The sequence below is a fragment of the Thiomicrorhabdus marina genome, from assembly GCF_017571465.1.
Classification (GTDB): domain Bacteria; phylum Pseudomonadota; class Gammaproteobacteria; order Thiomicrospirales; family Thiomicrospiraceae; genus Thiomicrorhabdus; species Thiomicrorhabdus marina.
The window spans coordinates 49112-75368 of record NZ_JAGETV010000002.1; the positions used below are offsets into that span (position 1 = coordinate 49112).

The following is a 26257-nucleotide window of genomic DNA, read 5'->3' on the forward strand; positions in this document are numbered from 1 at the left end:
TTATGGCTAAAGACATGCGCAATACTCGCTCTGGAAAACGCCGTCCACAAAGCAGTGGCCATCAACATAAAAAACAGTTCGGGCAAAACTTTCTGAATAATAACCAGATTATCGACCGCATTGTTGCGTCAATTCGCCCTCAGGCGGATGATCACATGATTGAAATCGGACCGGGTGAAGCGGCGCTGACCGACCCGATTATTCGCGTAGTCAAACATCTGGATATTATCGAAATCGATAACGACCTGATTGCACCGCTGAAAATTAAATTTGCCACTCTGCCGGCCTTTCACCTGCATCACACTGATGCGTTGAAATTCGACTATGCGCAACTTTTACAAGCCGAAGACGAACAGTTACGTGTGGTCGGCAACCTGCCATATAACATCTCCAGCCCGCTGATGTTCCATCTATTGAAATTCGCCGCCAATATCACCGATATGCACTTTATGTTGCAGAAAGAAGTCGTCGAGCGTATTTGTGCACAACCGGGCGGTAAACAGTTCGGACGCTTAAGCGTCATGATGCAGTATTACTGTAAGACTGAATATCTTTTCGATGTCGGACCGGAAAACTTCACTCCGCCACCGAAAGTCGATTCGGCCATTGTGCGCTTGCTTCCTTACAAACAGAAACCGGTCATTGCCGACGACGAAGCGTTGTTCGAGAAATTTGTGAAACAGTGTTTTACCTTAAAACGTAAGACCCTGCGCAATAACCTCAAAGGCTGGTTAGATTCCGAGCAGATTGAAGCCTGTGGTATTTCACCGAGCGCCCGTTCGGAAACATTGCAAGTTGCAGACTTTGTAAAATTGTGTAACTTTTATCAACAACACAGTGAAGCATAAAGACGGATATTTATGAGCACTTATATTATTGGCGACTTGCAAGGCTGTTTTGACGAACTGTTAGAACTTTTGAATGCAATTGACTACCAACCGGAAAAAGACCATCTCTGGTTTGTCGGCGATTTAATTAACCGCGGCCCAAAATCGCTGGAATGCCTTCGATTTGTCAAACAACTGAATGAGCAAGGTAAAGCCGAGACGGTTTTAGGTAATCACGACTTTCATCTATTGGCGGTCTACGCAGGGCTGGAACGTTTTAAAAGTCAATCCGATACCATTGACCCGATTCTGCAAGCTGACGATGCCGATGAATTAGTGGACTGGTTACGTAAGCAACCATTAATGGTTCAACATCCGACCGAAAATGCAGTGATGGTGCATGCTGGTATTCCACCGCAATGGAGCATCAGCGACGCAATGCATTACGCTGAAGAAGCACAGCGCCCACTCCTTAGCGATGACTGGCAAACCTTTGTCCGTGAACACCTTTTCGGTTCTGAAGACAAGAACTGGATTCCGATGCTGAACGGTTGGCCGCGTATTCGTTATATTATTAACTGCTTTGCACGCATGCGCTACTGCGACAAAACCGGCACTCTGGATTTTAAACAGAAAGGCAATCCATCCGATATGGAAAAAATCAAAGGTTTCAAACCTTGGTTCCAATTCAAAAAACGTCAAAACCTCGGCACGGAGATTTTCTTCGGCCATTGGTCAACGCTGGGCGCTATCGATGATTACGGCGTACACGCAACCGACACGGGTTGTCTGTGGGGCGGACATTTAAGCGCTTACCACCTTGAAGGAAAACGTCGTATCTGCATCAAATGCCCGCAACAACAAGCGCCGAAGAAGAAAAAGAAAAACACTAAGATCTAGCTAACAAGCGCCAAAAAACAGTGCATTCAGGATGGTATTGTTATTGCTTAACTCAACCAAACGTTTTTATAGAATTTTATATATGCAGTGAATATCATGCCGAATGTAAACCAAACTGAAAACAGCGCTAACCAAAGAGACGCCGCCGTCAGTAATCTGCCAAGCCCGGACGAACTTTTGCAGCGCTTAAGAGCCATCGATTGCGAGCAGTTAAATATCGATAAACGCATGGAAGAGATGCGCGGCCAACGCGTTTGGTTTTCTGCTCTTGCTATTCCGGTCAGCGCTTTGGTTTTGACAATCTTCACGCTAATCGGCACTTTCGCTTTTGACCAACCGATTCCAAGCTTCTTGATTGCCGCCGCACTACTTTATTGGATAGGCAATATGATTGACGGCCAACAACGCCACTTACCTATTCAAGCTCGCAATGAAATTATGCAGCAAATTGCACAAATGGAAGGCGAACAGGGATTGCTACCGCATTTCAGCTATTTTCTGCCGAAACGTTATCGCCATCTATGGCAATCTTTGCGCAAAGGCAATTACATCTATATCGAACAATATACGCAAGCAGTCACCCTGCTACAACGCAGCTTGGACGAACAAAAATTTATGAAATTCTGGTATCTGAAACACCCGGAAAGTGCGCCGCAAGATGACGGCGACGAGCATCCGTTCGCCGACATTGTACAAAACGCGCAAAAAAGGGCTTAATGTCCACCGCCGCATTTAGGCGACGCTGGAATCTCACCGCCCTTCTCTTGCCACTCTTGCGGGGTATAGGTGTGCAACGCCAAAGCATGAAACTGCGGCATTAATTCATGCAACGCGCGGTAGACCGCCTGTTGACGCTTAACGCGATTCAATGACTCAAAATCTTCACTTACCAAAGTCAATTTAAAGTGCGACTCGTCGGCCGGACCGGCATGCATATGGCTTTCATTCAGCAACTGCATAAAAGCCACTTGAAATGTTTCTTGAATGGCCTGCTCGATTTGCGTTTGAATTTGCATCTTAATTTCTCCTAAAAACTGAGGCCGTATTATAGATGGCTTAGTCCTAACATTTTCAAACTCTGTCCATAGAGTCACTGACTATTCATACTTCTTCTCAGTATAATGACTAGAAAACAACACATTTAAGTCTAATCGGAGTCCTTTATGCACTTACTGAATTCATTTCTAGCAACCGCTTTAACTGCTAGCCTTGCTCTGACTTCTAGCCAAGTTTTTGCCGCGGAAGCCCCGACCGGTAAATTCCAATTAAAACCGGTTCCAGAACTACAAGATCCGCCAAGCGAACGTTTCCCAGGCGATCCGGCCGAACATAAAGCAGTATATATGTGGAACAAGCACGGCACCGACTACCAAACCGGTATTCTGAATTCAATTCAAGCGATGATTAAGAAATACGGCGATAATGTCGAAATCGCTGTGGTCGCCATCGGCCCAGGTTTGCACGTGCTTGCCAAAGAACCAAAGCGTGAAATAGACAAATTGATTTACGACCGCGTTAAAGGCTTTGCTGAAGATTACAACGTACGTTGGATTGCTTGCGGCAACACCATGAACACAATTCATTGGGAACATTCCGATATGCGTCCGTTTGCGGAATATTCCGAAGTTGGCGCAGCCGCTTTAATGGAATTGCAAGAAGAAGGCTTTAAGCTTCTGGTTTGGTAATTCAAACTCGTCTTGCAGGCAAAAAAAGAGGCTCCATTCGAGCCTCTTTTTATTTATAGCGATAAATCCGCTACTTCTTTTCTGACTGCATTGCCACTAACTGGTCAATCTTGGCGTGCAAGGATTGCACTTCATCTTGCATACGTTTTTCAAACGACTCGTGCTCCTCCAATGTCAGCCCCATTTTTTCCGCTTCCATCTTCTTGTGCTCGTCGGCTAGAACATCGACCACAATACCGATCATCATATTCAAAAATACAAACGCCGAGAAGAAGATAAAGGTAATGTAATAAATCCAACTCAGACTATAAACCGCCATAGTTTCATACATAACATCTGTCCAGTCTTCAAAAGTAGCGACGCGGAATAAAGTCAGCAGAGAAATCCCTAAATCGCCCCACAATACTGGGTTGATATGTGCGAACAGCAGATTACCAATGACGGCATACAGATAGAAAATAATAAACATCAACAGCGCTACATAGCCCATTCGCGGCATCGCCGTAATCAATGCAGTAACCAAAACGCGTAATTCCGGGATGAATGAAATCAAACGCATGACACGGAACAATCGCAGCATACGCGCAATCAAGGCGTATTCGGACGACTCCAACGGAATCAAACTGATGACCACAATGGTAAAGTCGAAAACATTCCAACCTTTCTTAAAGAAATCACGAAAACGGTCTTCCGCCGCCATACGAATCATGATTTCCACTAAAAAGAAAATGGTTACCGCATAATCCAGAAAATACAGGGATGATTCAAACCATGGATTTAGGTCATAGGTTCGCACCCCAATCATGAGTGATGAAAATACGATAACGGTAATGACAAACATCTCGAACAGTTTGTTATCGCGCACTTTTTGGAAACGTTGCTGAAAATCACACCACGTCATATTAATAGTCTCTCAAAATAATGATAAATTTTATTTATAGGTTAATTTGGCGCTATTTTACTGCAAAATTTTGTTTTTGAAATTGCTAGAATGTCGCTAATTTGAAAATAAATTGATAGGAACAATCCAATGGCTAAGATTACGGTAATCGGACAAGGCGACTGCGAATTTGACGGACAATTTTCCATGTTGGAAGCACTTGATGAAAGCGGCTTTGATATGCCTTACAGCTGCCGAGGCGGTAACTGTGGCGCGTGTGCAGTGAAATTGATTTCCGGCCAAGTAGAAGAGATTCAAACCCCAATCTACGAACCGAATGACGATGAAATCTTAACCTGTAGCTGTATTCCGGTTAGCGATGTGGTGATTGAAATTCCTTAAACTAGATTTCATGATATGAAAAGCGTCTAAATGGCGCTTTTTTCGTTTTTATCTACAGTAAAACAAAAACCCCGCTTAGGAAATCCTAAGCGGGGTTTTCAGTTCTCAGACTGTTTAGCGAATCAATTATTTGATTTTAGCTAGTTGGTCTTCTAGAACTTTCTTAGGTAGCGGAATGTAACCGTCTTTCGCTACGTCTTCTTGACCTTTCTTAGAAAGAACTAGTTTCAAGAATTCACCTACAACTGGCTCGATCGCTTTGTTAGGCGCTTTGTTTACGTAAACGTAAAGTAGACGAGATAGTGGGTAAGTACCGTTTACAGCGTTCTCTGGCGTTGCAGCAACGAAAGGCTTACCGTCTTTCTTAGCTAGAGGAACCGCTTTAACACCCGCAGTTTTGTAACCGATACCTGAGTAACCGATACCGTTCATTGACGCTGAAACAGACTGTACTACAGACGCTGAACCAGGTTGTTCGTTAACTGAAGATTTGTAGTCACCTTTACAAAGTGCTTTTTTCTTGTAGTAACCGTAAGTACCAGATACTGAGTTACGACCGTAAAGCTGGATAGTCTTGTCAGCTAGCTCACCAGAAACACCTGCTTGACCCCAGTTAGCGATATCGTCTTTTGCACCACATTTACGAGTTGAAGAGAAGATCGCGTCAACTTGTGGAATAGTCAAACCTTCGATTGGGTTATCTTTGTGAACGTAAACCGCTAGCGCATCGATTGCTACTGCGATAGGAGTCGGCTTATAACCGTGCTTTTTCTCGAACATAGCGATTTCTTTGTCTTTCATTTTACGGCTCATAGGACCGATGTTTGAAGTAGACTCAGTTAGCGCTGGAGGTGCAGTAGAAGAACCCGCCGCTTGAATTTGGATGTTTACGTTAGGGTAAGTACGCTTGAACTCTTCTGCCCAAAGGGTCATTAGGTTAGCAAGAGTGTCAGAACCTACAGAAGAAAGGTTACCTGAAACACCAGAAACTTTCTCATAAACAGGAAGATCAGCAGTTGCGTGAGCGTTTACAGGTGCAAAAGAAGCAGCTGCGATTCCCATCGCTAGAATAAGACCAGATTTTTTCATTGGGGGTGACTCCAAAATTTGAAATTTAAAAATTAGGTTATTTGTTATTTTGTGACGCTGATTATAGGTAGGCTCTATAAAACCCTTTTTACACAAAAATGACATTAATATGACACGCACACCTACTTCATAAGGTTTTTCGATGGGGCTTTATAAGCGCTGATTGTTCAAAATGAGTAAGTTCATGCGTTTTCGCGATACCTAAACCACAAAAGCTATCGTAAAAGCGCTTTAAATAAGTGAGCAAACTTAAGTACCTTGTCAGAAAACTGTAATATTCATCCTAACCAGCAGCAAAATTCTATAAAATTGCATCGAGATTTTTCCTAACAAAAAGAAAGATGAGAGAGTTATGGAGTTTCGTGATATCAACGAACTAGAGAACGCCACATCAAAAAGTCGTAAAGAGATGTTCCGCTTCGGAACCGCGCTACTTTTTATTGTGATGATTATTCTCTTCACCGCTAACATCCAGACCGGTACCGGAACAGTCAGCGTTGAACTAGTAATCGCCGCCATGATTGGTGGCTATATGGCCCTGAACATCGGTGCCAATGACGTTGCCAATAACGTCGGCCCTGCGGTTGGCTCCGCAGCCCTAACCCTAACCGGCGCCATTATTATTGCCGCGATTTTCGAATCGGCCGGTGCACTTATCGCCGGCGGTGATGTAGTCAGTACCATTAAGAAAGGGATTATCGACCCCGCTCTCATCGGCGATGCTGACACCTTTATCTGGTTAATGATGGCCGCTCTGCTAGCCGGTGCCATCTGGCTAAATATCGCCACCGCAATGGGCGCGCCGGTTTCCACTACTCACTCGATTGTCGGTGGTGTACTCGGTGCAGGCATTGCTGCAGCCGGTTGGGGAATCGCCAACTGGAACACCATGGGCGCGATTGCGGCCAGCTGGATTATCTCGCCGGTTATCGGTGGGATAATTGCAGCCAGTTTTCTGATGTGGATAAAAAAATCGATAACCTATCAGGACGATATGCTCGCCGCAGCCAAAAAAATGGTGCCGCTGCTGATTGCAATCATGGCATGGGCTTTCTCGACTTACTTAATTCTAAAAGGACTTAAGAAAGTCTGGAAAGTCGATTTTATAAGTGCCTTACTAATTGGTCTAGCGATGGCCACAGCGGTGTACCTTATCGTTAAACCAATGGTTGCCCGTCAAGCGGCGCGTTTAGAAAACACGAAGGCAAGCGTGAATACCTTATTCACCATGCCATTGATTTTCGCGGCGGCCCTACTGAGTTTCGCGCACGGTGCCAATGACGTAGCTAACGCAGTTGGCCCTCTAGCGGCAATCAATGAAGCCCTTCAAAGCCACGAAGTCACGACTAAAGCAGAAATCCCGCTATGGATTATGGTGATTGGTGCGGTAGGTATTTCTATCGGTCTGATGTTATTTGGTCCAAAGTTAATTCGTACCGTCGGTTCGGAAATCACCGAACTTGACCAAATGCGTGCTTTCACGATTGCGATGGCCGCAGCTATCACCGTTATCGTTGCTTCACAACTTGGCCTACCGGTTAGCTCGACACATATCGCGGTCGGTGCAATCTTCGGTGTCGGCTTCTTGCGTGAATACCTGAAGCGTAGTTATGCGAAAGCGGTTCAAGAAATCAAAGACCACCACCAAGGCGAAGACGAAGAAGAGGTCAATGAATTCATTAACCAATTCTCGAAAGCGAATGTGGCGCAGAAAAAAATCATGCTGGCACAATTGAAAGCGAAAAAAGCGACGGTTGAGTTAAGCAAGAAAGAGCGTAAGTCTCTAAACCGAGTCTATCAGAAAGAGCTTGTTAAACGCTCTGCCTTCTTGAAAATTGTCGCCGCATGGGTCATAACAGTGCCGGCTTCGGCAACCCTTGCAGCCCTACTGTTTTTCACTATCCGTGGCATGATGATTCCCGGCTAATCTGAAGAACCTAAGGCTAAAAAAACCGCTAGCAGGAACAATCCTCTAGCGGTTTTTTTGTGTCTGGGGCTTTTAATAGAAGATCTAATATTGGCAAACAGTATTGACTTACTGCGAGCCTTTACTACAATTGTAGTAACATATTTTTAGGAGTCTGTTACATGAGTATCTCTATTCGCGTTAATGATGATTTTTACCAAGCCGCCAAAACCCAAGCACAGGCCGAACACCGAACAATTCAAAATCAGATTGAATACTGGGCTGAAATTGGCCGCACAGCTATAGATAACCCTGACCTAAGCATTGAAGCGGTTAAAAATCTTCTCATTGCCCGTAAAGAAGTTAGTGAATCGTTTGAATTTATTGACGAATAAGGTTTTGTGAATGGAGATCTTACAAAAACCAACCTTTAAGCGCGCTTATAAAAAACTGTATCCGAATCAACGCAAATCAGTAAATGAAGCGATTAAACAAATCATCTCCGACCCTCAACTTGGCACTGAAAAGAAAGGCGACCTGCAAAAAGTTTTTGTTTACAAGTTTGATTGCGTTAACCAACAGTATCTATTGGCTTATGAGTGGGATGAAAAAAGCAGAACACTTTTAATGCTCGGTGTTCATGAAAACTTTTACCGAAATTTAAAAGCATTATAAAAACAGGATAAAAAACACAAAAAAAAACGGCCATATAGGCCGTTAAAAGTTTCATGACTGACTATAGGGAGAATCAGTCATAAAATACTTTTTAGTTATTAAAATTTAAGATTTACGCCCATATATAAGCTTCGGCCTGCGCCCGGTACAGTTAGCATATCAATCCCATTAATCGCCATAGTTTTCCCTTCACCTGTGTAAGCGCCACCAGTCGGTAAGTTATAAGCGCGATCAAAGACATTCTCGATACCAAAATCGAAACGTACTGCTTTAAGGGTATAGCTGAATTTCAAATTAACGAGAGAATAGGCTGCTGTCGTCAATTCATTACGCAACATGGAAACGTCATCTTTTGAATCCACCATCACTACTTCTAGCGCATTGTTCCAGCGATTCAGTTTTTGCATAATCGTAATGGTCGCGTTCAAAGGCATAATGTTATACAGATTATCATTGGTTTCAGTATTGATACCACGCGCGTAATTCAGCTTGGCTTTTGCCGACCAGTCGCCGGTTGCTTGATCGTTACCAAGGTGCATATGTCCGGCAATATCGACACCGTAGATACGCGCAGTCTGATTTTTATACTGCAATACATTGTAAACATCTGCCGCATAATTAACGGCTACTGCATCAATGTAATCTTCAACATATGAGAAATACGGCATCACCTGTAAGCCCCACTGCTTGTTATCCGCCGAGTGCCAATCGAAATTACTGCTCAAGGTATAAGCGGTTTCCGGCGTCAGATTGATATCACCGTAGTAGCCATTGCCGTCGCCATTGAAATTATTCATCACTGCCGCCATTGACCAAGTTGACCAGGTGTAACGCTCATAAAGCGTCGGTGAACGAACCTGACGAGCTAATCCAAAATCAATATCCAATCTATCACTGTGCTTATAACTCGCCAACGCAGTTAGATTAAGATTATTGTCGGTTTGCGAACGGTCAGCGGCATTGAAAGCATCCGCTTGTGTTAATTCATTGGTCACAACGGTTTGCCCATTCGGTTTAACAAAGGTATCACTATCGTGATAACCCTGTACTTGGTCGGCATCCATCTGTACCTGTTCAAAACGCGCACCGATACGAGTTTTCCAAGCACTGTTAAGTTGCTGTTCATACTCAGCAAACAATGCATAACGGTCACGAGTCCCGTTATTAATATTCCAGAAAGTATTCGGGCTCATGCCGGCAGAAGCCGGATTTGGATCCCAATAATCATCGAGTGTAAATTGCTGGATTTCTGCACCCAACGCTAAGCTACTGCTGTCCGTTAAGAAAATATCGCTGGAAAGTTTAAAACCGTCCGTTTCACTTTCGGTATCCATCGGCATCTGTGTTTGGATTTTATAATCCATAAATGCCATTTCGTGATCGACCTCTTCGTGATACACCTGTAAATGAACCGCCCCCCACGACATGGAACGATCATATTGCAGATTGATCTTAGTGCTTTGGTTATCGGTCATATCCATACGCTGATTTGGATACTGCTCATAAGGCGCTACTTGCTTGCTGACCGTCGCTTTTAAAACACTATCTTCATCCATTTTATAGGCGGCACTAAAATTATGGTTAATCACTTTATAAGCCGTACCGGCCACTTCATCTAAGCCGGAAGTGGTACCTTCAGTGCCTGAAGTAAACTCGGTTCCCGCCGCCGCATTGGTTGTGGTTCCAGTCGTTTTAAAATCTTCGGCCGCCGAATAATTTTTCGATTGCGCAATACTGCCGTCATAGCTTAGATTCAACTTATCGCTCGCAGTCATAATCGAGAAACTCTGTCCATTAGCGACACCATTGCTTCGGTAATAAGCTCCAAATTCACCTTGGGTAATTTGTTCACCTTTCGGCGCAAAAACCGGATCTGAAGTTTTCACTAGAATCGCGCCGCCGATACTGTCTCCACCGACACTAACCGGCGTAATCCCCGGATAAATCTCGACCGTTTCAGCCTGTGCCGGAGAGACATAAGACAACGGCGTATTCATATGATTCGGACACGAAGCGACCAATTGCATGCCGTCTACTTGAACATTAAGACGATTATCGGCAATCCCGCGAATCACAGGAAAACCGGATACACCACCTGCCTGATTGACCGATACACTCGGTGAATCGGCAATAATATCGACCAAATCAGTTGCGGATGCGCTGTGCTCGTCAATCTGTTGTTTATTGATTTGATTACTGTCTTGTTGCTCGGCGGTATCGGTTACCAAGACTGGCGCAAGTTCTTCGGCATAAGCGGCTTGCGCAGCTATTAATGCTGGAATTAAAGACGCTAAGATTTTCTTTTTCATTTTTTTATTTTGCATTGTTCGTTTCTCTAAAACATTAATCGCAAAGAATCGTCGTACCATCGGTACGTGTGGTTGGCATTACGGCCTCATAACTTTGATCAGTCAAAGTACGTAAGAAACACTCAAGATTTTCCACCTCTTGCTCAGTCATATTTTGTGCACTCATATGCACTGTCACAGTTGAAGGGAAAGGGGTTTCAGTATCGGCAACACCGGCATTTAAAAAATTCAATGCATCACGCAGCTCTTTGAATGACGCGTTATGCATATAAGGTGCGGTGACTGCGACATTACGCAGGGTTGGCGTTTTGAATTTACCGATTTCAGCTTGATCGGTTACGGCTGGGTTATCTAGCAAACCACGATCGCCATTCTCAACAAAATCTGTGTTCAATCCTCGCTCGTCATTCTCATCAATCAATACCTGATTTTTCGGCAAGCCAAGATTGTAATAACGGTAATTGGTAAAGGTCTGTTTGGCACTTGCTAAATCGGCATTACTGGTACGACAAAGCATGCAGTTTTTATTTTCAAATAACTCATAGCCAGCCTGCTCAGAAGCCGTAAAGGTGTAATCGCCGGTTAAAGAACGATCCCATTTGGAATCAAATGTCTGAAATTCTGAGGTCTTTTCGAAAGCTTCAATCACTTGAGTCATAGCAAGGTAAGCGGCATCGACATCATTAAAAATGCCTTCACCATAGAACTTTTTAAAAGCGTTTACATAACTGTCATTTTCCTGAAGTCGTTCGATTACTGCTTGCTTACTCGGCATCTGCATTTCCACCGAGTTCAATGGAGGCCCGCCGGCTTGGTCAGCTAAAGTACTGACACGACCATCCCAGAATTGCCCGCCAATATAACCATTTTCATCTTGTGAAAATGGCGGCGTTAAAGCGGCATAGGCAGCGGTCGGAGCATTACGAATGCCAATTGAAAAATTATCATCGCCGACAGAAACACCGGTTTCACGTGCCAAAACCGCTACAGTGCCATTACCTAAACTATGATGACGCGGGTCAGTAAAAGCGCGACCAGCAGCATGACAAGTTGCACAAGATTGATTGCGATATTGGAAAGATTAATATCAACTAATAGATCACTGCCTAATTCGGCAATATTGATGTAGTCCACCGGCTCCTGCAAAGAAATTACTGCAGTCTCTCCACCGCCGCCACACCCCGTTAATATTGAGGACAATAAAGCAGTGAATAAAGCCGAACCGGTAAGTTTTTTATGAGTCATTAGGCTATTCATTTAAAGGTCAGTTAAAAATTTACGCCGATTTTAACGATTCATTACGACTAGCGCCTGCGACATATTGTCGCACCCACCAAAACTATTCACTTTCCTTAACATTTATAACGAATAATTACCCAAAAAAATTTACGCACGGCAGTGCAGCAAATAAATTGCCGCCACACTTTACTTGGTTTTTCAGTAAGATTAGCCAACATTAATTTTGTTACGACAACTCAACGATCCTATCTGAATGTTTAAAATCCAACTCCCTAAACAAGGTCAACTTCGCTATTTCACCAGTATGGTGCTGTTTCTCAGCATCACATGGCTAGTCACCCTCAGCTGGTTTATAGGCCATTTACAGATGCAATTGTCTTTTGGCTGGGTGCTGTTTAGTTACGCTTTATTACTACTGACATTGCTGGGTAGCTTTGCGTTGATGAATCGAGACAAAGAAAACCTCAACCCCGAGCCGCGTAATAACGGCTTTTGGATGATTATGTTAATGTGGGTAATGTTGGTTAATAGTGCCCTGCTTTACCAGACAGGCGGCACCATTAACCCATTGATACATCTACTATTACTTCCGCTAGCGCTCGGAATGCTATTGCTATCACCACCGTTCTTTATGAGTTTGGCAGTCGTATCGGCACTGCTCTACATTGTGCTGAATTATTTTTATGTGCCGATCATGTCACTCAAGGTTCAGAGTCTTCAAGCCTTCTTTGCTTGGCACTTGCACGGTTCGATGCTGGTATTTATGTTACTGGTATTGTTCTTAGCGCTATTTATTCTGCCGATGAAGTCGCGTTTGGATAAACAGCAAAATTTACTTGAAAAGCAGCAGCGAAATGCCTTAGAAACCGAATATTTTCTATCCGTAGCCAGTATCGCTTCGGCTTCAGCACATCAGCTCAGCACCCCGCTCAACACCTTAACTTTTCTGCATGATTTGCTGCAAAGCGAAGTCAAAAGCGAGGCCGGAAAAGATTATTTACAGACCATGCAAGAGCAGTTGCAAGTTTGCACCCACGCTCTACAAAATTTGCGAGTCCGCGCCGACAACGCGAACAGCACTCAATCTCGACGCATCACGCTGCCGCAATTTTTAAAAGACCTTAAGCAGGAATTTGCCTTACTGCATCCGCAAAGTACTTTAAGCGTAGTCAGTGAACAACAATCGGCCAGTAATGTCTGTCTAAAAGCTGACCCGAGTTTTAAACTGGCCTTAATGAACCTACTTGATAATGCCGCACGCTATAGCCCACAATTCATCGAACTACAGTGGCAGATTAATCAATCAGGATCCGCACCACAATTACATTTACGGATTCGCGATCAAGGCGGTGGGTTAAGTGCTGAAAATCTAGCTTTATTAGGCAAAGCGCCCGCTGAATCTAAGCATGGTTTAGGCATGGGGGTTTTTCTAAGTCGAATGATTTTGCAACGCTTTAACGGCGAGTTGCAGTTTAAGAATTATGTCGATAATCAACAGCTTCCACTTGGCTTGGAAGTGAATATCGGTCTAAGTAACATCATTGAACAATCAAGAGAAGATACCTAATGGAACCAATCCATTCACCTATTTTAGTCGTTGATGATGATTCCACCTTCTTGCGCATTCTTGGCAATGCATTGGGACAGCAGCAAATCGAGACCTTGCTCGCGAATAATCCAGAAGAGGCGGCGCAGATTTATCAGCAGAATAAAATTGAGTACGCCATTCTCGATTTAAATCTCGACGGCCTAAGTGGCTTACAAGTATTGCAAGATTTACTGCAACATCATCCAGATTGCCGCGCTTTAATTTTGACCGGCTACGCTAGCATCACCACCGCTGTCGAAGCAATGCGTTTTGGGGCAATTGATTATTTGTGTAAACCCGCTTCGGTACAAGAAATACTGCAAAAATTTACTAGCTTATCGGCGCCCGAGAAGGCAACCCAAACAAGTAGGTCGGAACCAGAATCCGTAAATGACGAGGCTTTTCAGACCATGTCGGTAAAACGGATGGAGTGGGAACACATTCAGAAAACCTTGGCGGAAAACGACGGCAATATCAGCGCGACCGCCAAAGCATTGAATATGCACCGCCGCACTCTGCAACGTAAATTACAAAAGCGTCCGGTGCAGAATTAGCCGTTCCTAAAAATTATTCTTCGTCTTCGATAACAATGCGGTGAATCGGGAAAGAGCAACCAAAAACACTGCCTTTACCGATCACACTGCTTACCTCAAGATGTGATTCATGTTTTTCCAGAACATGCTTAACAATCGCCAGACCGAGTCCCGTGCCACCGGTTGTGCGCGAGCGATCTTTATCCACACGATAAAAACGCTCGGTTAAACGCGGAATATGCTCGGGGGCAATGCCGAGCCCTTCATCGGACACTGAAAAATGCACGCCTTGTGCGTCTGCATACCAGCGGGCACGAATTTTACCGCCATCCGGCGAGTAACGAATCGCATTGGAAATCAGGTTCATAAACACACTTTTCAGCGGTTCGGTAAAACCTTTAATGCGAATCGCATTGTCGATATCAAAATAGAGCGAATGCCTATCGGATTTCAATTGCCCTGCTTCAATTTTCAGATGTTTGAGAATCTCCGGTACATCGACCAACTCTTGTTCGGCAGTAATCGAATCGGCTTCAATCGAAGATAAGGTCAACAAGTCTTCAATGATCGCGCGCATACGTAATGTTTGATTATGCATATGCTCTAATGGCATGTTCCAGTGATCATCGTGAGGCATCTCCTGCATTAACTCCAGATAACCGTGTAAAACCGTTAAAGGCGTGCGCAGTTCATGCGAAGCGTTAGCAACAAAATCACGACGGATCTGTGCTAATTGATAAAGCTCGGTAATGTCAGTGGCAATCAGCAACTTATGGTTTTCGAAATATTCGATAATCTTGCATTCAAAAATGCGCGATTGATCCAGAGTCAAAGTTTGCGAGCGTTGAAAATCTTGGCCTTTTAGATAATCCAGAAAATCTGGATTTCGAATCACCGCTTCAATGCGACGTCCAACGTCCTGACGCAGAATCCCCAGCATACGCATCGCCGGCTCATTCAGCCATTCGATATAGTTATTTTGATCAATTGATACCACCGCTGACGGTAACAACATTGAAGCAGCCTTGAACTGCTCGGATTTATAGAAGTTTAAATCGGCATGTTTTTCCAACGCACGTTGCTTTTTGGAAACTTGATAGGAAAGTTCGGACCATAGACCGCTCGTTGGTGGATGTGCATCGATATCATGCCCTTGAATCCACAACTCAAATTTGCGGATACTCCACAAGTGACGGCCAATGTAAAAAACAACAAAACCGGCGGAGGCAAAATACCACCAACCGGTTAACCAAGCAAAGGCTAAGAACAGCCAAAGCGTGCCAATAATCCAGGTAAGCTCGCGCTTAATTCCGCTGGTTAACAATCCGTTTATTCCTCCACCACAGAGAAACGGTAGCCGGAACCACGAATCGTTTGAATGTAATCAGCGACATTAATCGGCTCTAGCAATTTACGTAGACGACGGATATGAACATCAACGGTGCGTTCTTCAACAACAACATTAATACCCCATACTTGATCTAATAATTGCGTTCTGGAGAAAACACGATCTGGATGCGACATAAAGAAGTTCACCAGTTTGAATTCCGTCGGCCCCAGTTTGACTTCGTCACCATCCACATAAAAGCGATGGCTTTCGATATCCAAACACATACGCCCGGAAATAATCTGATTACCGTTCTCAGAAGAGTGCCCGCCTTTTTGACGACGCAATAAAGCATTAACACGCGCTACCAAGGCACGCGGCGAAAAAGGCTTAACGACATAATCGTCCACACCCGATTCAAATCCTTGAACCTGTGCTTCTTCTTCCCCTCGTGCTGTCAGCATAATAATCGGCATGTTTTCAGTTGCGCCATTCTGACGTAACTTCTGCGCCATGGTGACACCGGAAATCCCCGGTAACATCCAATCCAGTAAGATTAGATCCGGTTTTTTCTCCAGCGCGATGCGCATACCTTGTTCGGCATTATCTGCCTCCTCCACCCAGAACCCCGACGAGGTTAAGGTGAATTTCAACATATCGCGAATCGCCGCTTCATCTTCGACAACTAGAATCGTTTTTTGGCTCAAAAGGGCTCTCCTGAATTAGCCTTTCAAAAGGTTACTCTGACTGCAAAAATTTTGCCAAAGCTTGTTCATCCATTTGACGAACATCTTTTCCGCGCACCAAGTAAACCACGCTTTCAGCAATATTCAAAGAGTGATCGGTAATGCGCTCTGCAGCACGAATTGCCAGAAGCATTTTAATATAGATATCAACCGTTTCCACATCATTTGTTTCAGCCAGCTTTTCTTGGATCTCTTGACTTGCCAATTTCAACACTTCATCCATGCGCTCTTCTTCATGATAGATCTCCATGGTTTTCGAAGTATCCAGGCGTGAGAAGCCATTCAAAGTCGTCTTCAGCATATCGCTGCTCGCCGCCATCAACTGCTTCAAATAATCAAAAGCCGGCAAACTTGAGCAACTTCCATCATCCTTACATTGAGCAATCGCCATGTTCGCAATTTTAACCGCTTCATCACCCATACGTTCTAAATCGACGGCAATACGAATCGCCATAACGATTAAACGCAAATCTGAAGCCGTTGGCTGCTGACGAGCTAACACCGCCGCACAAAGACGGTCGATTTCCATCTCTTCACGATTGATTAACTTGTCTAGTGTTAACACGTTATGCGCTTTTTCTTCATCATTGTTTTCCAATGCTTGATTCAAATCCGCCAACTGCTGTTCGACAATACCACCCATTTCCAGAACTTGATTAAATAGCCCCTCAAGATTGCGGTTAAGCTGTTCAGAAATATGGTTATTAAATTCATCTCGGTTCATGCTAAATCTCCTCTAACAGCTTAACCGTAACGGCCAGTGATGTAATCTTCTGTACGTTTAACTTGTGGATTAGTGAATAGACTGTCGGTGTCAGTGTACTCGATAAGATCGCCCATATACATGAAGGCGGTATAGTCAGAAACACGAGCCGCCTGCTGCATATTGTGGGTAACAATCAAAATCGTAAAGTCTTTTTTCAATTCGAAAATTAACTCTTCAATTGCCAGTGTCGAAATCGGGTCAAGTGCCGAAGTCGGTTCATCCAGTAATAAAACTTCTGGTTTGATCGCAATGGCACGGGCTATACATAGACGCTGCTGTTGACCCCCTGACATTCCTAATGCGTTTTCGTTAAGACGATCTTTAACTTCTTCCCAAAGACCCGCGCCTTTCAAAGCCCACTCAACCGTCTCATCTAAAATCTGTTTATCACTGATACCTTGCAGACGTAAACCGTAACAAACATTTTCATAAATCGATTTCGGGAATGGGTTCGGCTTCTGGAACACCATTCCGACACGGCGACGTAGCGCAGCGACATCCATGTCTTTTGAATACATGTCATCCCCGTGCAAGGTCATGTCACCTTCAACGCGAACGATGTCAATCAAATCGTTCATACGGTTAAAGCAGCGTAACAATGTTGATTTACCACAACCAGATGGACCGATAAACGCGGTTACACGGTTTTCCGGAAGATCCATTGTGATGTTTTGTAGCGCCTGCTTCTTACCGTAAAACAGGTTCCAGTCTTTGACTTGGATAGCAATTTTTTCATCGGCCAACTTTAGCTGACGGTTATCGCGATCCATTGAAATCGTTAAGTTTTGTTCACTCATTTCTAAATACCTTTGTAAATTCTCTCAGTGCGCGAGCCTTAGTGCTCTAGCGCCTTATATTTTTCACGCAGACGGTTACGAATCGAAATCGCACCCAAGTTCAGACCGACAATGATTAATACCAGCAGTAGTGAAGTGGCATAAACCAATGGCTGTGATGCTTCAACGTTCGGGCTTTGGAAACCGACGTCGTAGATATGGAAACCAAGGTGCATGAACTTACGATCAAGATGCACAAACGGAGCAATCGCATCCACCGGCAGCTCCGGTGCCAGTTTGACAACACCAACCAGCATCAAAGGTGCAACCTCTCCGGCCGCACGCGCAACCGCAAGGATTAGACCGGTCATAATCGCAGGCAAAGCCATCGGCAATACGATTTTCTGGATAACTTCAATCTTAGTTGCCCCCAGAGCCAGACCACCTTCACGCAATGAACGAGGAATTCGTGATAGACCCTCTTCGGTCGAAACAATCACAACCGGCAAGGTTAATAGCGCCATAGTCAGCGATGCCCACAATAGACCCGGAGTACCGAACGTCGGGCTTGGCAGCGCATAACCATAGAAGAGTTCATCGATTGAACCACCTAAAATATAGACAAAGAAACCAAGACCGAAGATACCGAATACAATCGACGGAACCCCTGCCAAGTTGTTAATCGAGATACGCACCGCTCTCAGAACCGGGCCGTCCTTAGCATATTCACGCATATAGACCGCAGCAATAACCCCCATCGGCGTTACCAGAATCGTCATAATCAGAACCATAGTGATGGTACCGATCATCGCAGGGAAAATCCCCCCTTCAGTATTCGCTTCACGCGGATCTTCGGTTAGGAAACGTCCCATGCCATGAAAGAAGAAACCAATCTTATCGGCCATCGACATTTCATTTGGTTGCCAGTAGTCAACGATGTTTTTGATCGGCACGTTCAGAGCCTGACCACCACTAATGGTCATGCTGACTTCACCCAGTGTTGCTTGCTCTTTATAAAGCACTTGGGTTTGCGCTTGGAGTTCCTTGAACTGTTTATTTAGTTCAGTTCGCTTACTCGCTAAACGTTGCTCTTCTTCAGCATTCCATTCATCTTCAGCTTTTAACTTCTTTTCTTCTAGACGAAGTTGTTCAAGCTTGTAGTTGATGGAGCCGATGTCTGACTTTTCAATCGATTTGATTTCATCATGTAGACGCTTACCTTCATCGACTTGCTTCTCCAGCTCAAGTACCAACTTGTCGCCGGTAAAGGTTTGGCCGTTAACCGTAAGCGTCTTATACCAGCCGTACACATTACCGTACTCGTAACGCTCGATAACCACAGCGTTATCCGCAATCGCAGGTTCTGCTGCAACTAGGTCATCGGCGCTGATCCAACGGAAATCGATACCGTAAACATCGCGGTTACCAACTTTAATCAGTAACTGCTCAACTTCACGCGGCGGCTGACCTTTAACATCAAAAACTTCTTTGATTTTCGAATCGCGATGCTCACCGACCACGCGCTCGATTTCAGTCCCATTGTTAACTTGGTACTCATAAACCGTGTGCGGCCAGAAGTGCACCATCCCTTTGTAGGCAATCATGCCAAATAGACCAAACACAAGAACGACGCTCAGCGCTACCATAGCGGAGCTCATCCAAATCCAGTGTTCGCCCTTTTTGAACCATTCTTTCATTGTCGAAACTCCTTAAAGTGAACCGTACTTGCGGCGCATGCGATTACGCACCACTTCGGCAATAGTGTTAAAGAAGAAGGTGAAGATAAATAACACCAGACCCGATAGGAACAGCACTCGATAATGCGAACTCGCCACTTCTGCTTCCGGCATTTCTACCGCCAAGTTAGCTGCAAGAGTACGCATGCCTTCAAAGATATTGGTCTCCATCAACGGCGTGTTACCTGATGCCATCAATACAATCATCGTCTCACCAACACCACGTCCGAAACCAAGCATAATCGCCGAGAAGATACCCGGTGATGCAGTCGGAAGCACAACGCCAACCAGTGTTTGCCACCCTGAAGCACCTAATGCAAGTGAACCGTTAACCAGATAAGCCGGTACGTTATAGATAGCGTCTTCCGCAACCGAGAAGATAGTCGGAATCAGAGCGAAGCCCATCGCAAAACCGATAACCATCGCGTTACGCTGGTCGAAATCAATACCCGCTGAGTAAGTCAACCAGTGGCGCATATCCCCTTCAAAGAAAGCGTTTTCAATCGGCGTACTCAGTTGCATCGCAAACCAACCTAGGAAAATCACTACCGGAATCATCAGTACTGCACGTCGGCCAACTGAAACTTTTTGACGAATCGCTTTCGGCAGTTTGGTCCAGCCATAGCCGAACAGGATAATTCCGAACGGCACGATAATAAATATCGAGAAGAAACCAGGCAGATGCGTTTCCATATAAGGTGCAAGCCATAGACCGGCCAAGAAACCAAGGATTACCGTTGGCAATGCTTCAATCATTTCCACCGATGGCTTAACCCATTGGCGAGTTTGCTTGTCCATAAAGAAAGCGGTGTAGATAGCCGCTAGAATCGCGATAGGTACAGCGAACAACATTGAGTATAGCGCGGCTTTAATGGTTCCCCATGTCAAAGGCATTAGCGAGAATTTCGGCTCAAAGTCAGAACTCGCGGATGAAGACTGCCAAGTGTAGCTTGGCTCTTCATAACCTTCGTACCACACTTTCCCCCATAAGCTAGAAAGCGATACATCAGGGTGTTCGTTTTCAATCATCAACTGCACTAACTGACCATTGTTGGTTTCAACCAAAGCACCATTGGCACGTGGCGCCATCGCAATCGCTGAAATGCCTTTGGCGTCAATCATCATATCGCCAACATCACGCTCGGCAGTGGAGTGCATTAAATGAAACTCGCCAGCCTCGTTACTCACTGCAAAACCTTTACGGGCTTTTTCAATCGCAATATTGGTAATTGCTCCGCCGCCGATATCGAAACTACGGATAAATTGTAGTTTGAAAGTGTTATCCGCTTGGCGCACAGGGAACCATTGCAGCACTTGGCCTTTTTCAGTACCGACCATTAACGAGTAATCACCAAGTAAGAAGTGAATAGTAGAAGGCTTATCATTTTCAACCAATGAAACCGTTTCGATTAGAGCCGGTTCACTAACATCGGTTAGATCGATATACTCAATCATGCCGTCGGCATTGATGTTATATAGGTTGCGCCCCATTGAATCCAAAAACAGCCATTTGGTTTTCAAGTTACTGACAAAACTACCGCTGGTATCTTCTTCAAGGGTGATACTGTCACTTAGCATTGACTCGACTTTAGTGAAGAGCTTCGCTTCGATTTGCGCAGAATCTTTTTGCTTATAAACAACTCGAACCTCAGAGTCAGAAGTGCGTACACCCAAATAGTCAACTGAACCATTGGCGATTTCGATAGGCTCTTCACCAAATGGATAAGTAATTTCCGGAGTAATGGTTTTCACATTATTCGGATAAGAGACTTTATAACCGTATTTAGCAATCAGCATTTCACCTGAGGAAAGGCCGAAAGCAAGCAAGCTTTGCAGCTCATTAACCACAGTAAAACTGGTAATACTTGCACCATTAAGTGGCAATTGCTCTTGTGACGTTGCTAAGGCTTTTTCCAAATCAAAGCCATACATCTGGCCTGAATTGGTAAAACGGACACCGGAACTCTGATATTCATCAATACCGTAGTACAACGTTTTCTCTGCTGTGCCACCAGGCAGAGCAAATTGATGGTGTTTATCAATACTTGCCGGCACGAATAACGGCAGTACCACATAAAAAAGGAAGAACATAATCAGCAGTACGGCACCGATGATGCCTAAACCGCCAACTGAAATACCGACCTTTGCAAGATAATCTCGCAAGTTACGGCGTTTGATGCGTTTTTCAAAAGCAGGCCCTTTCAGCGCCTTATCCAAAGCATTCTCTACAGAACGACTCATAAAGTTACCTATCACACACTTTGCAAAAGTTTGATTAGCCAGCTGATTAAACTAATCGCTACGGCTTAATTTATAGCGTGAATAATAGGCTTGCTATGTGACAAGAAAATAACAAATTCGAGACGTTCCGTTACATTCCTGTAACATTTCTGCAACAATGCAAATCAAGACAATTTGCACAAATTAAAGACGAAGAATGCACCATAATCGAACAAAAAACACCTAAAGCCCTTTAACCAGTAGGCAAATACGGTTTTCTAATTGCCAAGCAAATCAACGATTTAGTGCATTTGGAAAAAAAAGGTGCAATCTGGCACAATTCCCGCTAATATCGACTTGTTCAATTTTAACCAAACCCTTTACAAGGATTCGAAATAATGCCACAAGCAATTTTAGATTTAATCAAAGAAAACGACGTTAAATGGGCTGACCTACGTTTTACCGATACTCACGGTAAAGAACAGCATGTAACCGTTCCTGCATCGAAAATCGATGAAGATTTCTTCGAAGAAGGTGAAACATTCGATGGCTCATCAATCCAAGGTTGGAAAGGCATCAACAACTCTGACATGATCCTTATGCCGCAAACTGATGGCTTCTTCTTGGATCCGTTCACTAACGACCCTACTATCGTTATCCGTATGATGATCGTTGAGCCTTCAACCATGGAATCTTATGAAAAAGATCCACGTGGTATCGCGAAAAAAGCGGAAGCCTACCTAAAATCAACAGGCATTGCTGACACAGCATTCTACGGTCCAGAGCCAGAATTCTTCATCTTCGACGACGTTCGCTGGGGTGCGGACATGTCAGGTTCTTTCGTTAAGATCAACGCTGGCGAATCTTCATGGGCAACTGAAGCCGTAGTTGAAGGTGGAAACCTAGCTCACCGTCCTAAAGTTAAAGGCGGTTACTTCCCTGTTCCTCCTGTCGACCAACTACACGAAGTTCGTGCTGACATCTGTGCAATGGCTGAAGCAATGGGTCTTAAGCTTGAAGCTCACCACCACGAAGTTGCTGGTGCAGGTCAATGTGAGCTTGCGGTTGGCGGTAACACCCTAACGGCTAAAGCGGACGAAGTTCAAATTCTTAAGTATGCAGTACACAACACTTGTCAGGCACTTGGTAAAACAGCGACTTTCATGCCTAAGCCAGTTGTTGGTGATAACGGTACGGGTATGCACATCAATATGTCGCTATCTAAAGACGGTAAAAACATCTTCGCGGGTGACGTTTACTCAGGTCTTTCACAAGAAGCACTATGGTACATCGGCGGCCTAATGAAGCACGCTCGTACTCTAAACGCTTTCTGTAACCCTGGTACTAACTCGTACAAACGTCTAGTTCCACACTTTGAAGCACCTATCTTCATTGCATACTCTGGTTCTAACCGTTCTGCGTCAATCCGTATCCCATATGCACCGTCTGAGCGTTCACGTCGTGTTGAGCTTCGTTTCCCTGATCCAACGGCTAACCCATACCTAGCGTTCTCAGCATGCTTGATGGCTGGTCTTGACGGTATCATGAACAAAATTGAGCCAGGCGATCCAGCAGAGAAAGATCTATATGACCTAACTCCTGAAGAAGAGAAAGATTACGATAACCTATGTGCGTCACTAGACGAAGCATTAGAAGAACTAGATAAAAACCGCGACTTCCTTAAAGTTGGCGGCGTGTTCACTGACGAAGTTATCGACTCTTACATCGCGCTTAAGATGGAAGAAGTTACTCGTCTACGTGCAACGACTCACCCTATCGAGTTCGACATGTACTACTCTTCATAATCTCCTTAGATTATTTGAGTTACAAAAAACCCGCTTTAATGCGGGTTTTTTAGTTTATAAACACTTGCTTAAGCAACAACCATCAACCTCCGTCAATCCAAGTCAATCCAACATCAACTGCTGCCAAATCTGCTGAACATTTTCTCGCTGCTCCGGATAACAGGTTGTTTGTACTAGCGGCTTCTCATTTTGCAATGACATTCGATGATATTTAGAACGATAGGTCTTATAGGCATCCATCAATGCCGCAACTTGTTCAGAAGACAATAATTGATAACGCTCAACCGCTTCCAGAATCCGCATATTGTCGCTAAACTCGTTTAAATCTGGATACTGGTGTGCATAGCCCAAAACCAGATACTGCATCATAAACTCAATATCAACAATCCCGCCAGACCCCTGCTTAAGATCAAACTGCTCATCATTCGACTTATCTAGCTGATCTTTCATTTTCTGACGCATCTCAACCACTTCATCACGCAAGACGGCCAAATCACGCTGCTTGCCGATAAATTCCTGTTTAAATTCCGTAAATGCTTTTTGCCCTAATTCACTAGCGACCACAGCACGCACTCGAACTAAAGCTTGATGCTCCCAAGTCCACGCCTTATTCTCTTCATAATTACGGAATTCATCAAAGCTGACCACCATTCGACCGGAAGCGCCGTTCGGACGCAAACGCGTATCCAATTCATAGACAATACCGGCCGGCATAAGAGTGGTAATCAATGAAATCACTTTCTGCCCGAAGCGCAGGAAATACACCGAATTATCCAACTCTCGACCGGTCGACGAAACCGCTTTCGCACCGGAATCAATGCCGTGATAAAGCATGACAATATCCAAATCCGAGCCATATCCCAATTCAATGCCACCGAGCTTGCCATAACCAAGAATCATAAACGGATTTTCCGCCCCCGCTTCAAGACCACCCGGCAGGCCGCTCTTCTGCTGCATCAAACGCCATGCAAATTCGGACGCCACCTTCAGCACCGCCTCGGCAATCCAAGTCAGATAATCACTGACCTTCATAATCGGCACATTACCGGTAACATCGGCGGCCGCCACCTTAAATACCTGAGCATGCCTCCACTGACGAAGATCGCTCATAAAACGCTCTTCATCCATCTCCGCCTGATCCAATAACTTACAGGCTTCCTGCAAAAGTTCATTGGCATGCAACGGCTCATACAAACTGCGGTCATCAATCAATTGATCAAGCAGCGCCGGGTATTTCACCAACATCTCACTGAGCCATGCACTGACGTGACAGAGCTGTAATAAATTTTTCAGCGCCTGCGGATTCTCTTTTAGCAACACCAGATAGACACTTCGGCGCGCAATCGCTTCAATCACTGCAAAGGCACGCGTTAAAGCAATCTTGTCATATTCCGGCTTCAAGGCCTCGTTAAGCAACATCGGCATCACCATATCGAGACGCTCTTGCCCGTCTTTACTCAGCATTTGCAACGTACGCGACTGCTTTAAACCTTTTAACAACGCCAGCACTTCGGCTTTGCGCTCGTCGGTCAAATCATGTTCGATTAACAGCTCGGAATCATCCATATCGCTGTGCCACAACTTATCCATAGCATCGCGTTCTTCCAGTACTTCCTGCTCGTCAAACACCATCGCAAACTGCTGTGAAACAAAATCACGATGCACATTCAGCTCGGCCATAAACGCAGAATAGGACTCAAACCCCATACTTTGCGCCAATAACGCCTGCTGCTCTTCGGAAGTCGGTAATTCATGGGTTTGCATGTCATTCCACATCTGCAAACGGTTTTCGGCACGACGCAAAAAACGATAAGCTTGGCGCAATTTTTCGGAAATACCGGCCTGCAAAAAACCGTGCTCGACCAGCAAGGTTAAATTCGGTAATAGACTGCGACCTTGTAAATCCCGATCCCGACCACCATGCACCAGCTGGAAAGCTTGCACAATAAATTCAATTTCGCGAATTCCGCCCGGCCCTAGTTTGATATTTTCCTGCATGCCTTTCTTTTTAACCTGCTCAGCAATCATGCGCTTCAAGTCTCGCAACGAATCCATCGCAGTAAAGTCGACATAACGGCGATAAACAAACGGTCGCAACACCTCAAACAATTCTTTAGTGGCTTGCGACTCCCCCGCCATTACTCGTGCTTTGACCAACGCGTAACGCTCCCAAGCACGACCATGCACCTCATAATAATGTTCCAAAGCAGCAAAACTAACCGCTAGAGTGCCGGCTGTACCAAAAGGTCGCAGACGCATATCGACTCGATAGACAAAACCGTCCTCATTCACCTCCACCAAGGATTTATTCATTGCCTGCCCGAGCTTGACAAAAAATTCCTCATTGGAAATCTGCTTACGACCATTAGTTTGACCTCGCTCGGGATAGGCAAAAATCAGATCAATATCCGAGGAGAAGTTCAACTCCTGACCACCTAATTTACCCATACCGATAACCAACATCTTCTGCTGCTCACCGGATTCTTCACCAATCGGCACACCAAAACGCTCAGTGAGCTTATCGTAATGCCAATCTAATGCTGCATTAACCAAAGCATCCGCCAAATCCGAGACATCACGCATGGTTTCTTCCAGCTCAGCCGCACCGGACAGATCACGAATAGCAATACGACTCATCAACCAATTCCGCTGTTCACGCAAATGCTTTTTCAACTCGGCATCCGTGTCACTATTGCGAGCTAAATCATACACTTGCTGATATAACTGGCCTTCGGCAAAAGCGTCTTGCCAAAACATCGGCTCGGCCAATTGCGGATAACGGCGTAAATTGCGCTCTAAATAAGGACTCCATTGCTGAATTTGCGACAAATCGTATTTCATTCACTTC

At 44.7% G+C, this 26257-nt stretch carries 23 protein-coding genes and 1 pseudogene; 11 read left to right on the forward strand and 13 right to left on the reverse strand.

Going from position 1 to position 26257, the window contains the following annotated elements:
- Positions 1 to 2 precede the first annotated feature (2 nt).
- From rsmA to J3998_RS01435, 3 genes are all read left to right on the forward strand, one after another.
- Positions 3 to 848 (forward strand): 16S rRNA (adenine(1518)-N(6)/adenine(1519)-N(6))-dimethyltransferase RsmA, encoded by an 846-nt coding sequence (gene rsmA, locus J3998_RS01425; protein ID WP_243750545.1) that lies wholly within the window; start codon positions 3 to 5, stop codon positions 846 to 848.
- A gap of 12 nt (positions 849 to 860) precedes the next feature.
- Complete coding sequence (locus J3998_RS01430; RefSeq protein WP_208146752.1) at positions 861 to 1727, forward strand: symmetrical bis(5'-nucleosyl)-tetraphosphatase; 867 nt, start codon at positions 861 to 863, stop codon at positions 1725 to 1727.
- 96 nt (positions 1728 to 1823) lie between these two features.
- Positions 1824 to 2444, forward strand: a complete 621-nt coding sequence (locus tag J3998_RS01435; protein WP_208146754.1) for a hypothetical protein — start codon at positions 1824 to 1826, stop codon at positions 2442 to 2444.
- Here J3998_RS01435 and J3998_RS01440 read toward each other — a convergent pair.
- Positions 2441 to 2743 carry a BolA family protein gene (locus tag J3998_RS01440; RefSeq protein ID WP_208146755.1) on the reverse strand — a complete coding sequence of 101 codons (303 nt, stop codon included), beginning with the start codon at positions 2741 to 2743 and terminating at the stop codon, positions 2441 to 2443. The two genes, J3998_RS01435 and J3998_RS01440, sit on opposite strands and share 4 nt — an antisense overlap.
- Positions 2744 to 2890: 147 nt before the next feature.
- Between J3998_RS01440 and J3998_RS01445 the strand changes: the two genes are divergently transcribed.
- Positions 2891 to 3412: a DsrE family protein gene (locus J3998_RS01445; protein ID WP_208146757.1), complete on the forward strand. Its 522-nt coding sequence runs from the start codon at positions 2891 to 2893 to the stop codon at positions 3410 to 3412.
- A gap of 70 nt (positions 3413 to 3482) precedes the next feature.
- Here the strand turns inward: J3998_RS01445 and J3998_RS01450 are convergent, their stop codons facing one another.
- Positions 3483 to 4313, reverse strand: a complete 831-nt coding sequence (locus J3998_RS01450; protein WP_208146759.1) for an ion transporter — start codon at positions 4311 to 4313, stop codon at positions 3483 to 3485.
- A 129-nt stretch (positions 4314 to 4442) separates the two neighbouring features.
- Here J3998_RS01450 and J3998_RS01455 point away from each other — a divergent pair, with 129 nt between their 5' ends.
- The gene (locus J3998_RS01455) at positions 4443 to 4694 is read left to right on the forward strand and encodes a 2Fe-2S iron-sulfur cluster-binding protein (protein WP_208146761.1); all 252 of its coding nucleotides are present in this window, start codon (positions 4443 to 4445) and stop codon (positions 4692 to 4694) included.
- A 126-nt stretch (positions 4695 to 4820) separates the two neighbouring features.
- On the opposite strand, the gene J3998_RS01460 is transcribed toward J3998_RS01455, so the two are convergent.
- A complete protein-coding gene (locus J3998_RS01460; protein ID WP_208146771.1) occupies positions 4821 to 5783 on the reverse strand; it encodes a PstS family phosphate ABC transporter substrate-binding protein in 963 nt (320 codons plus the stop codon).
- Between the two features lie 352 nt (positions 5784 to 6135).
- On the opposite strand from J3998_RS01460, the gene J3998_RS01465 reads away from it, so the two are divergent.
- The 3 genes from J3998_RS01465 to J3998_RS01475 all read left to right on the forward strand — a co-directional run bounded on the left by J3998_RS01465 (position 6136) and on the right by J3998_RS01475 (position 8364).
- Positions 6136 to 7710, forward strand: a complete 1575-nt coding sequence (locus tag J3998_RS01465; protein ID WP_208146773.1) for an inorganic phosphate transporter — start codon at positions 6136 to 6138, stop codon at positions 7708 to 7710.
- A 161-nt stretch (positions 7711 to 7871) separates the two neighbouring features.
- Positions 7872 to 8084, forward strand: coding sequence for a TA system antitoxin ParD family protein (locus J3998_RS01470; RefSeq protein WP_208146775.1), 213 nt, complete (start codon positions 7872 to 7874; stop codon positions 8082 to 8084).
- Positions 8085 to 8094: 10 nt separating this feature from the next.
- Positions 8095 to 8364 (forward strand): type II toxin-antitoxin system RelE/ParE family toxin, encoded by a 270-nt coding sequence (locus tag J3998_RS01475; protein WP_208146777.1) that lies wholly within the window; start codon positions 8095 to 8097, stop codon positions 8362 to 8364.
- 98 nt (positions 8365 to 8462) lie between these two features.
- On the opposite strand, the gene J3998_RS01480 is transcribed toward J3998_RS01475, so the two are convergent.
- The 3 genes and pseudogenes from J3998_RS01480 to J3998_RS01490 form a co-directional block, all read right to left on the reverse strand.
- A complete protein-coding gene (locus J3998_RS01480) occupies positions 8463 to 10688 on the reverse strand; it encodes a TonB-dependent receptor plug domain-containing protein (RefSeq protein WP_208146779.1) in 2226 nt (741 codons plus the stop codon).
- Positions 10689 to 10707: 19 nt separating this feature from the next.
- Positions 10708 to 11682 (reverse strand): annotated as a pseudogene (locus J3998_RS13465) (cytochrome-c peroxidase); the annotation flags it as partial.
- Positions 11673 to 11918 (reverse strand): hypothetical protein, encoded by a 246-nt coding sequence (locus J3998_RS01490; RefSeq protein WP_208146783.1) that lies wholly within the window; start codon positions 11916 to 11918, stop codon positions 11673 to 11675. The pseudogene J3998_RS13465 and the gene J3998_RS01490, both read right to left, overlap by 10 nt.
- A 247-nt stretch (positions 11919 to 12165) precedes the next feature.
- Between J3998_RS01490 and J3998_RS01495 the strand changes: the two genes are divergently transcribed.
- Both J3998_RS01495 and J3998_RS01500 read left to right on the forward strand, forming a co-directional pair.
- Positions 12166 to 13479 (forward strand): sensor histidine kinase, encoded by a 1314-nt coding sequence (locus tag J3998_RS01495; protein ID WP_208146785.1) that lies wholly within the window; start codon positions 12166 to 12168, stop codon positions 13477 to 13479.
- On the forward strand, positions 13479 to 14054 hold the full coding sequence (locus tag J3998_RS01500; RefSeq protein WP_208146787.1) for a response regulator transcription factor: 576 nt from the start codon (positions 13479 to 13481) through the stop codon (positions 14052 to 14054). Before J3998_RS01495 ends, J3998_RS01500 begins: the two co-directional genes overlap by 1 nt.
- Before the next feature lie 13 nt (positions 14055 to 14067).
- Here the strand turns inward: J3998_RS01500 and phoR are convergent, their stop codons facing one another.
- The 6 genes from phoR to J3998_RS01530 are packed head-to-tail and all read right to left on the reverse strand — an operon-like array spanning position 14068 to position 21625.
- Positions 14068 to 15357 carry a phosphate regulon sensor histidine kinase PhoR gene (gene phoR / locus J3998_RS01505; RefSeq protein ID WP_208146789.1) on the reverse strand — a complete coding sequence of 430 codons (1290 nt, stop codon included), beginning with the start codon at positions 15355 to 15357 and terminating at the stop codon, positions 14068 to 14070.
- Positions 15358 to 15362: 5 nt separating this feature from the next.
- Entirely contained in the window at positions 15363 to 16067 is a 705-nt protein-coding gene (gene phoB / locus J3998_RS01510) for a phosphate regulon transcriptional regulator PhoB (RefSeq protein ID WP_208146791.1), read from the reverse strand.
- Between the two features lie 31 nt (positions 16068 to 16098).
- Positions 16099 to 16830 carry a phosphate signaling complex protein PhoU gene (gene phoU / locus J3998_RS01515; RefSeq protein WP_208146793.1) on the reverse strand — a complete coding sequence of 244 codons (732 nt, stop codon included), beginning with the start codon at positions 16828 to 16830 and terminating at the stop codon, positions 16099 to 16101.
- 20 nt (positions 16831 to 16850) lie between these two features.
- Complete coding sequence (gene pstB / locus J3998_RS01520; RefSeq protein ID WP_208146795.1) at positions 16851 to 17669, reverse strand: phosphate ABC transporter ATP-binding protein PstB; 819 nt, start codon at positions 17667 to 17669, stop codon at positions 16851 to 16853.
- A gap of 38 nt (positions 17670 to 17707) precedes the next feature.
- Positions 17708 to 19345 (reverse strand): phosphate ABC transporter permease PstA, encoded by a 1638-nt coding sequence (gene pstA / locus J3998_RS01525; protein ID WP_208146797.1) that lies wholly within the window; start codon positions 19343 to 19345, stop codon positions 17708 to 17710.
- Positions 19346 to 19357: 12 nt separating this feature from the next.
- The gene (locus tag J3998_RS01530) at positions 19358 to 21625 is read right to left on the reverse strand and encodes an ABC transporter permease subunit (RefSeq protein ID WP_208146799.1); all 2268 of its coding nucleotides are present in this window, start codon (positions 21623 to 21625) and stop codon (positions 19358 to 19360) included.
- 377 nt (positions 21626 to 22002) lie between these two features.
- On the opposite strand from J3998_RS01530, the gene glnA reads away from it, so the two are divergent.
- Positions 22003 to 23409, forward strand: coding sequence for a type I glutamate--ammonia ligase (gene glnA, locus J3998_RS01535; protein ID WP_208146810.1), 1407 nt, complete (start codon positions 22003 to 22005; stop codon positions 23407 to 23409).
- Positions 23410 to 23511: 102 nt separating this feature from the next.
- Here glnA and glnE read toward each other — a convergent pair whose 3' ends face one another.
- Positions 23512 to 26250: a bifunctional [glutamate--ammonia ligase]-adenylyl-L-tyrosine phosphorylase/[glutamate--ammonia-ligase] adenylyltransferase gene (glnE, locus tag J3998_RS01540; protein ID WP_208146820.1), complete on the reverse strand. Its 2739-nt coding sequence runs from the start codon at positions 26248 to 26250 to the stop codon at positions 23512 to 23514.
- Positions 26251 to 26257: the final 7 nt, after the last annotated feature.

What these genes read in the sequence shown, in the direction of transcription:
- rsmA (WP_243750545.1), top strand. Translation starts at nt 3, where the DNA reads ATGGCTAAAGACATGCGCAATACTCGCTCTGGAAAACGCCGTCCACAA.
- J3998_RS01430 (WP_208146752.1), top strand. Translation starts at nt 861, where the DNA reads ATGAGCACTTATATTATTGGCGACTTGCAAGGCTGTTTTGACGAACTG.
- J3998_RS01435 (WP_208146754.1), top strand. Translation starts at nt 1,824, where the DNA reads ATGCCGAATGTAAACCAAACTGAAAACAGCGCTAACCAAAGAGACGCC.
- J3998_RS01440 (WP_208146755.1), bottom strand. Translation starts at nt 2,743, where the DNA reads ATGCAAATTCAAACGCAAATCGAGCAGGCCATTCAAGAAACATTTCAA.
- J3998_RS01445 (WP_208146757.1), top strand. Translation starts at nt 2,891, where the DNA reads ATGCACTTACTGAATTCATTTCTAGCAACCGCTTTAACTGCTAGCCTT.
- J3998_RS01450 (WP_208146759.1), bottom strand. Translation starts at nt 4,313, where the DNA reads ATGACGTGGTGTGATTTTCAGCAACGTTTCCAAAAAGTGCGCGATAAC.
- J3998_RS01455 (WP_208146761.1), top strand. Translation starts at nt 4,443, where the DNA reads ATGGCTAAGATTACGGTAATCGGACAAGGCGACTGCGAATTTGACGGA.
- J3998_RS01460 (WP_208146771.1), bottom strand. Translation starts at nt 5,783, where the DNA reads ATGAAAAAATCTGGTCTTATTCTAGCGATGGGAATCGCAGCTGCTTCT.
- J3998_RS01465 (WP_208146773.1), top strand. Translation starts at nt 6,136, where the DNA reads ATGGAGTTTCGTGATATCAACGAACTAGAGAACGCCACATCAAAAAGT.
- J3998_RS01470 (WP_208146775.1), top strand. Translation starts at nt 7,872, where the DNA reads ATGAGTATCTCTATTCGCGTTAATGATGATTTTTACCAAGCCGCCAAA.
- J3998_RS01475 (WP_208146777.1), top strand. Translation starts at nt 8,095, where the DNA reads ATGGAGATCTTACAAAAACCAACCTTTAAGCGCGCTTATAAAAAACTG.
- J3998_RS01480 (WP_208146779.1), bottom strand. Translation starts at nt 10,688, where the DNA reads ATGCAAAATAAAAAAATGAAAAAGAAAATCTTAGCGTCTTTAATTCCA.
- J3998_RS01490 (WP_208146783.1), bottom strand. Translation starts at nt 11,918, where the DNA reads ATGACTCATAAAAAACTTACCGGTTCGGCTTTATTCACTGCTTTATTG.
- J3998_RS01495 (WP_208146785.1), top strand. Translation starts at nt 12,166, where the DNA reads ATGTTTAAAATCCAACTCCCTAAACAAGGTCAACTTCGCTATTTCACC.
- J3998_RS01500 (WP_208146787.1), top strand. Translation starts at nt 13,479, where the DNA reads ATGGAACCAATCCATTCACCTATTTTAGTCGTTGATGATGATTCCACC.
- phoU (WP_208146793.1), bottom strand. Translation starts at nt 16,830, where the DNA reads ATGAACCGAGATGAATTTAATAACCATATTTCTGAACAGCTTAACCGC.
- pstB (WP_208146795.1), bottom strand. Translation starts at nt 17,669, where the DNA reads ATGAGTGAACAAAACTTAACGATTTCAATGGATCGCGATAACCGTCAG.
- pstA (WP_208146797.1), bottom strand. Translation starts at nt 19,345, where the DNA reads ATGAAAGAATGGTTCAAAAAGGGCGAACACTGGATTTGGATGAGCTCC.
- J3998_RS01530 (WP_208146799.1), bottom strand. Translation starts at nt 21,625, where the DNA reads ATGAGTCGTTCTGTAGAGAATGCTTTGGATAAGGCGCTGAAAGGGCCT.
- glnA (WP_208146810.1), top strand. Translation starts at nt 22,003, where the DNA reads ATGCCACAAGCAATTTTAGATTTAATCAAAGAAAACGACGTTAAATGG.
- glnE (WP_208146820.1), bottom strand. Translation starts at nt 26,250, where the DNA reads ATGAAATACGATTTGTCGCAAATTCAGCAATGGAGTCCTTATTTAGAG.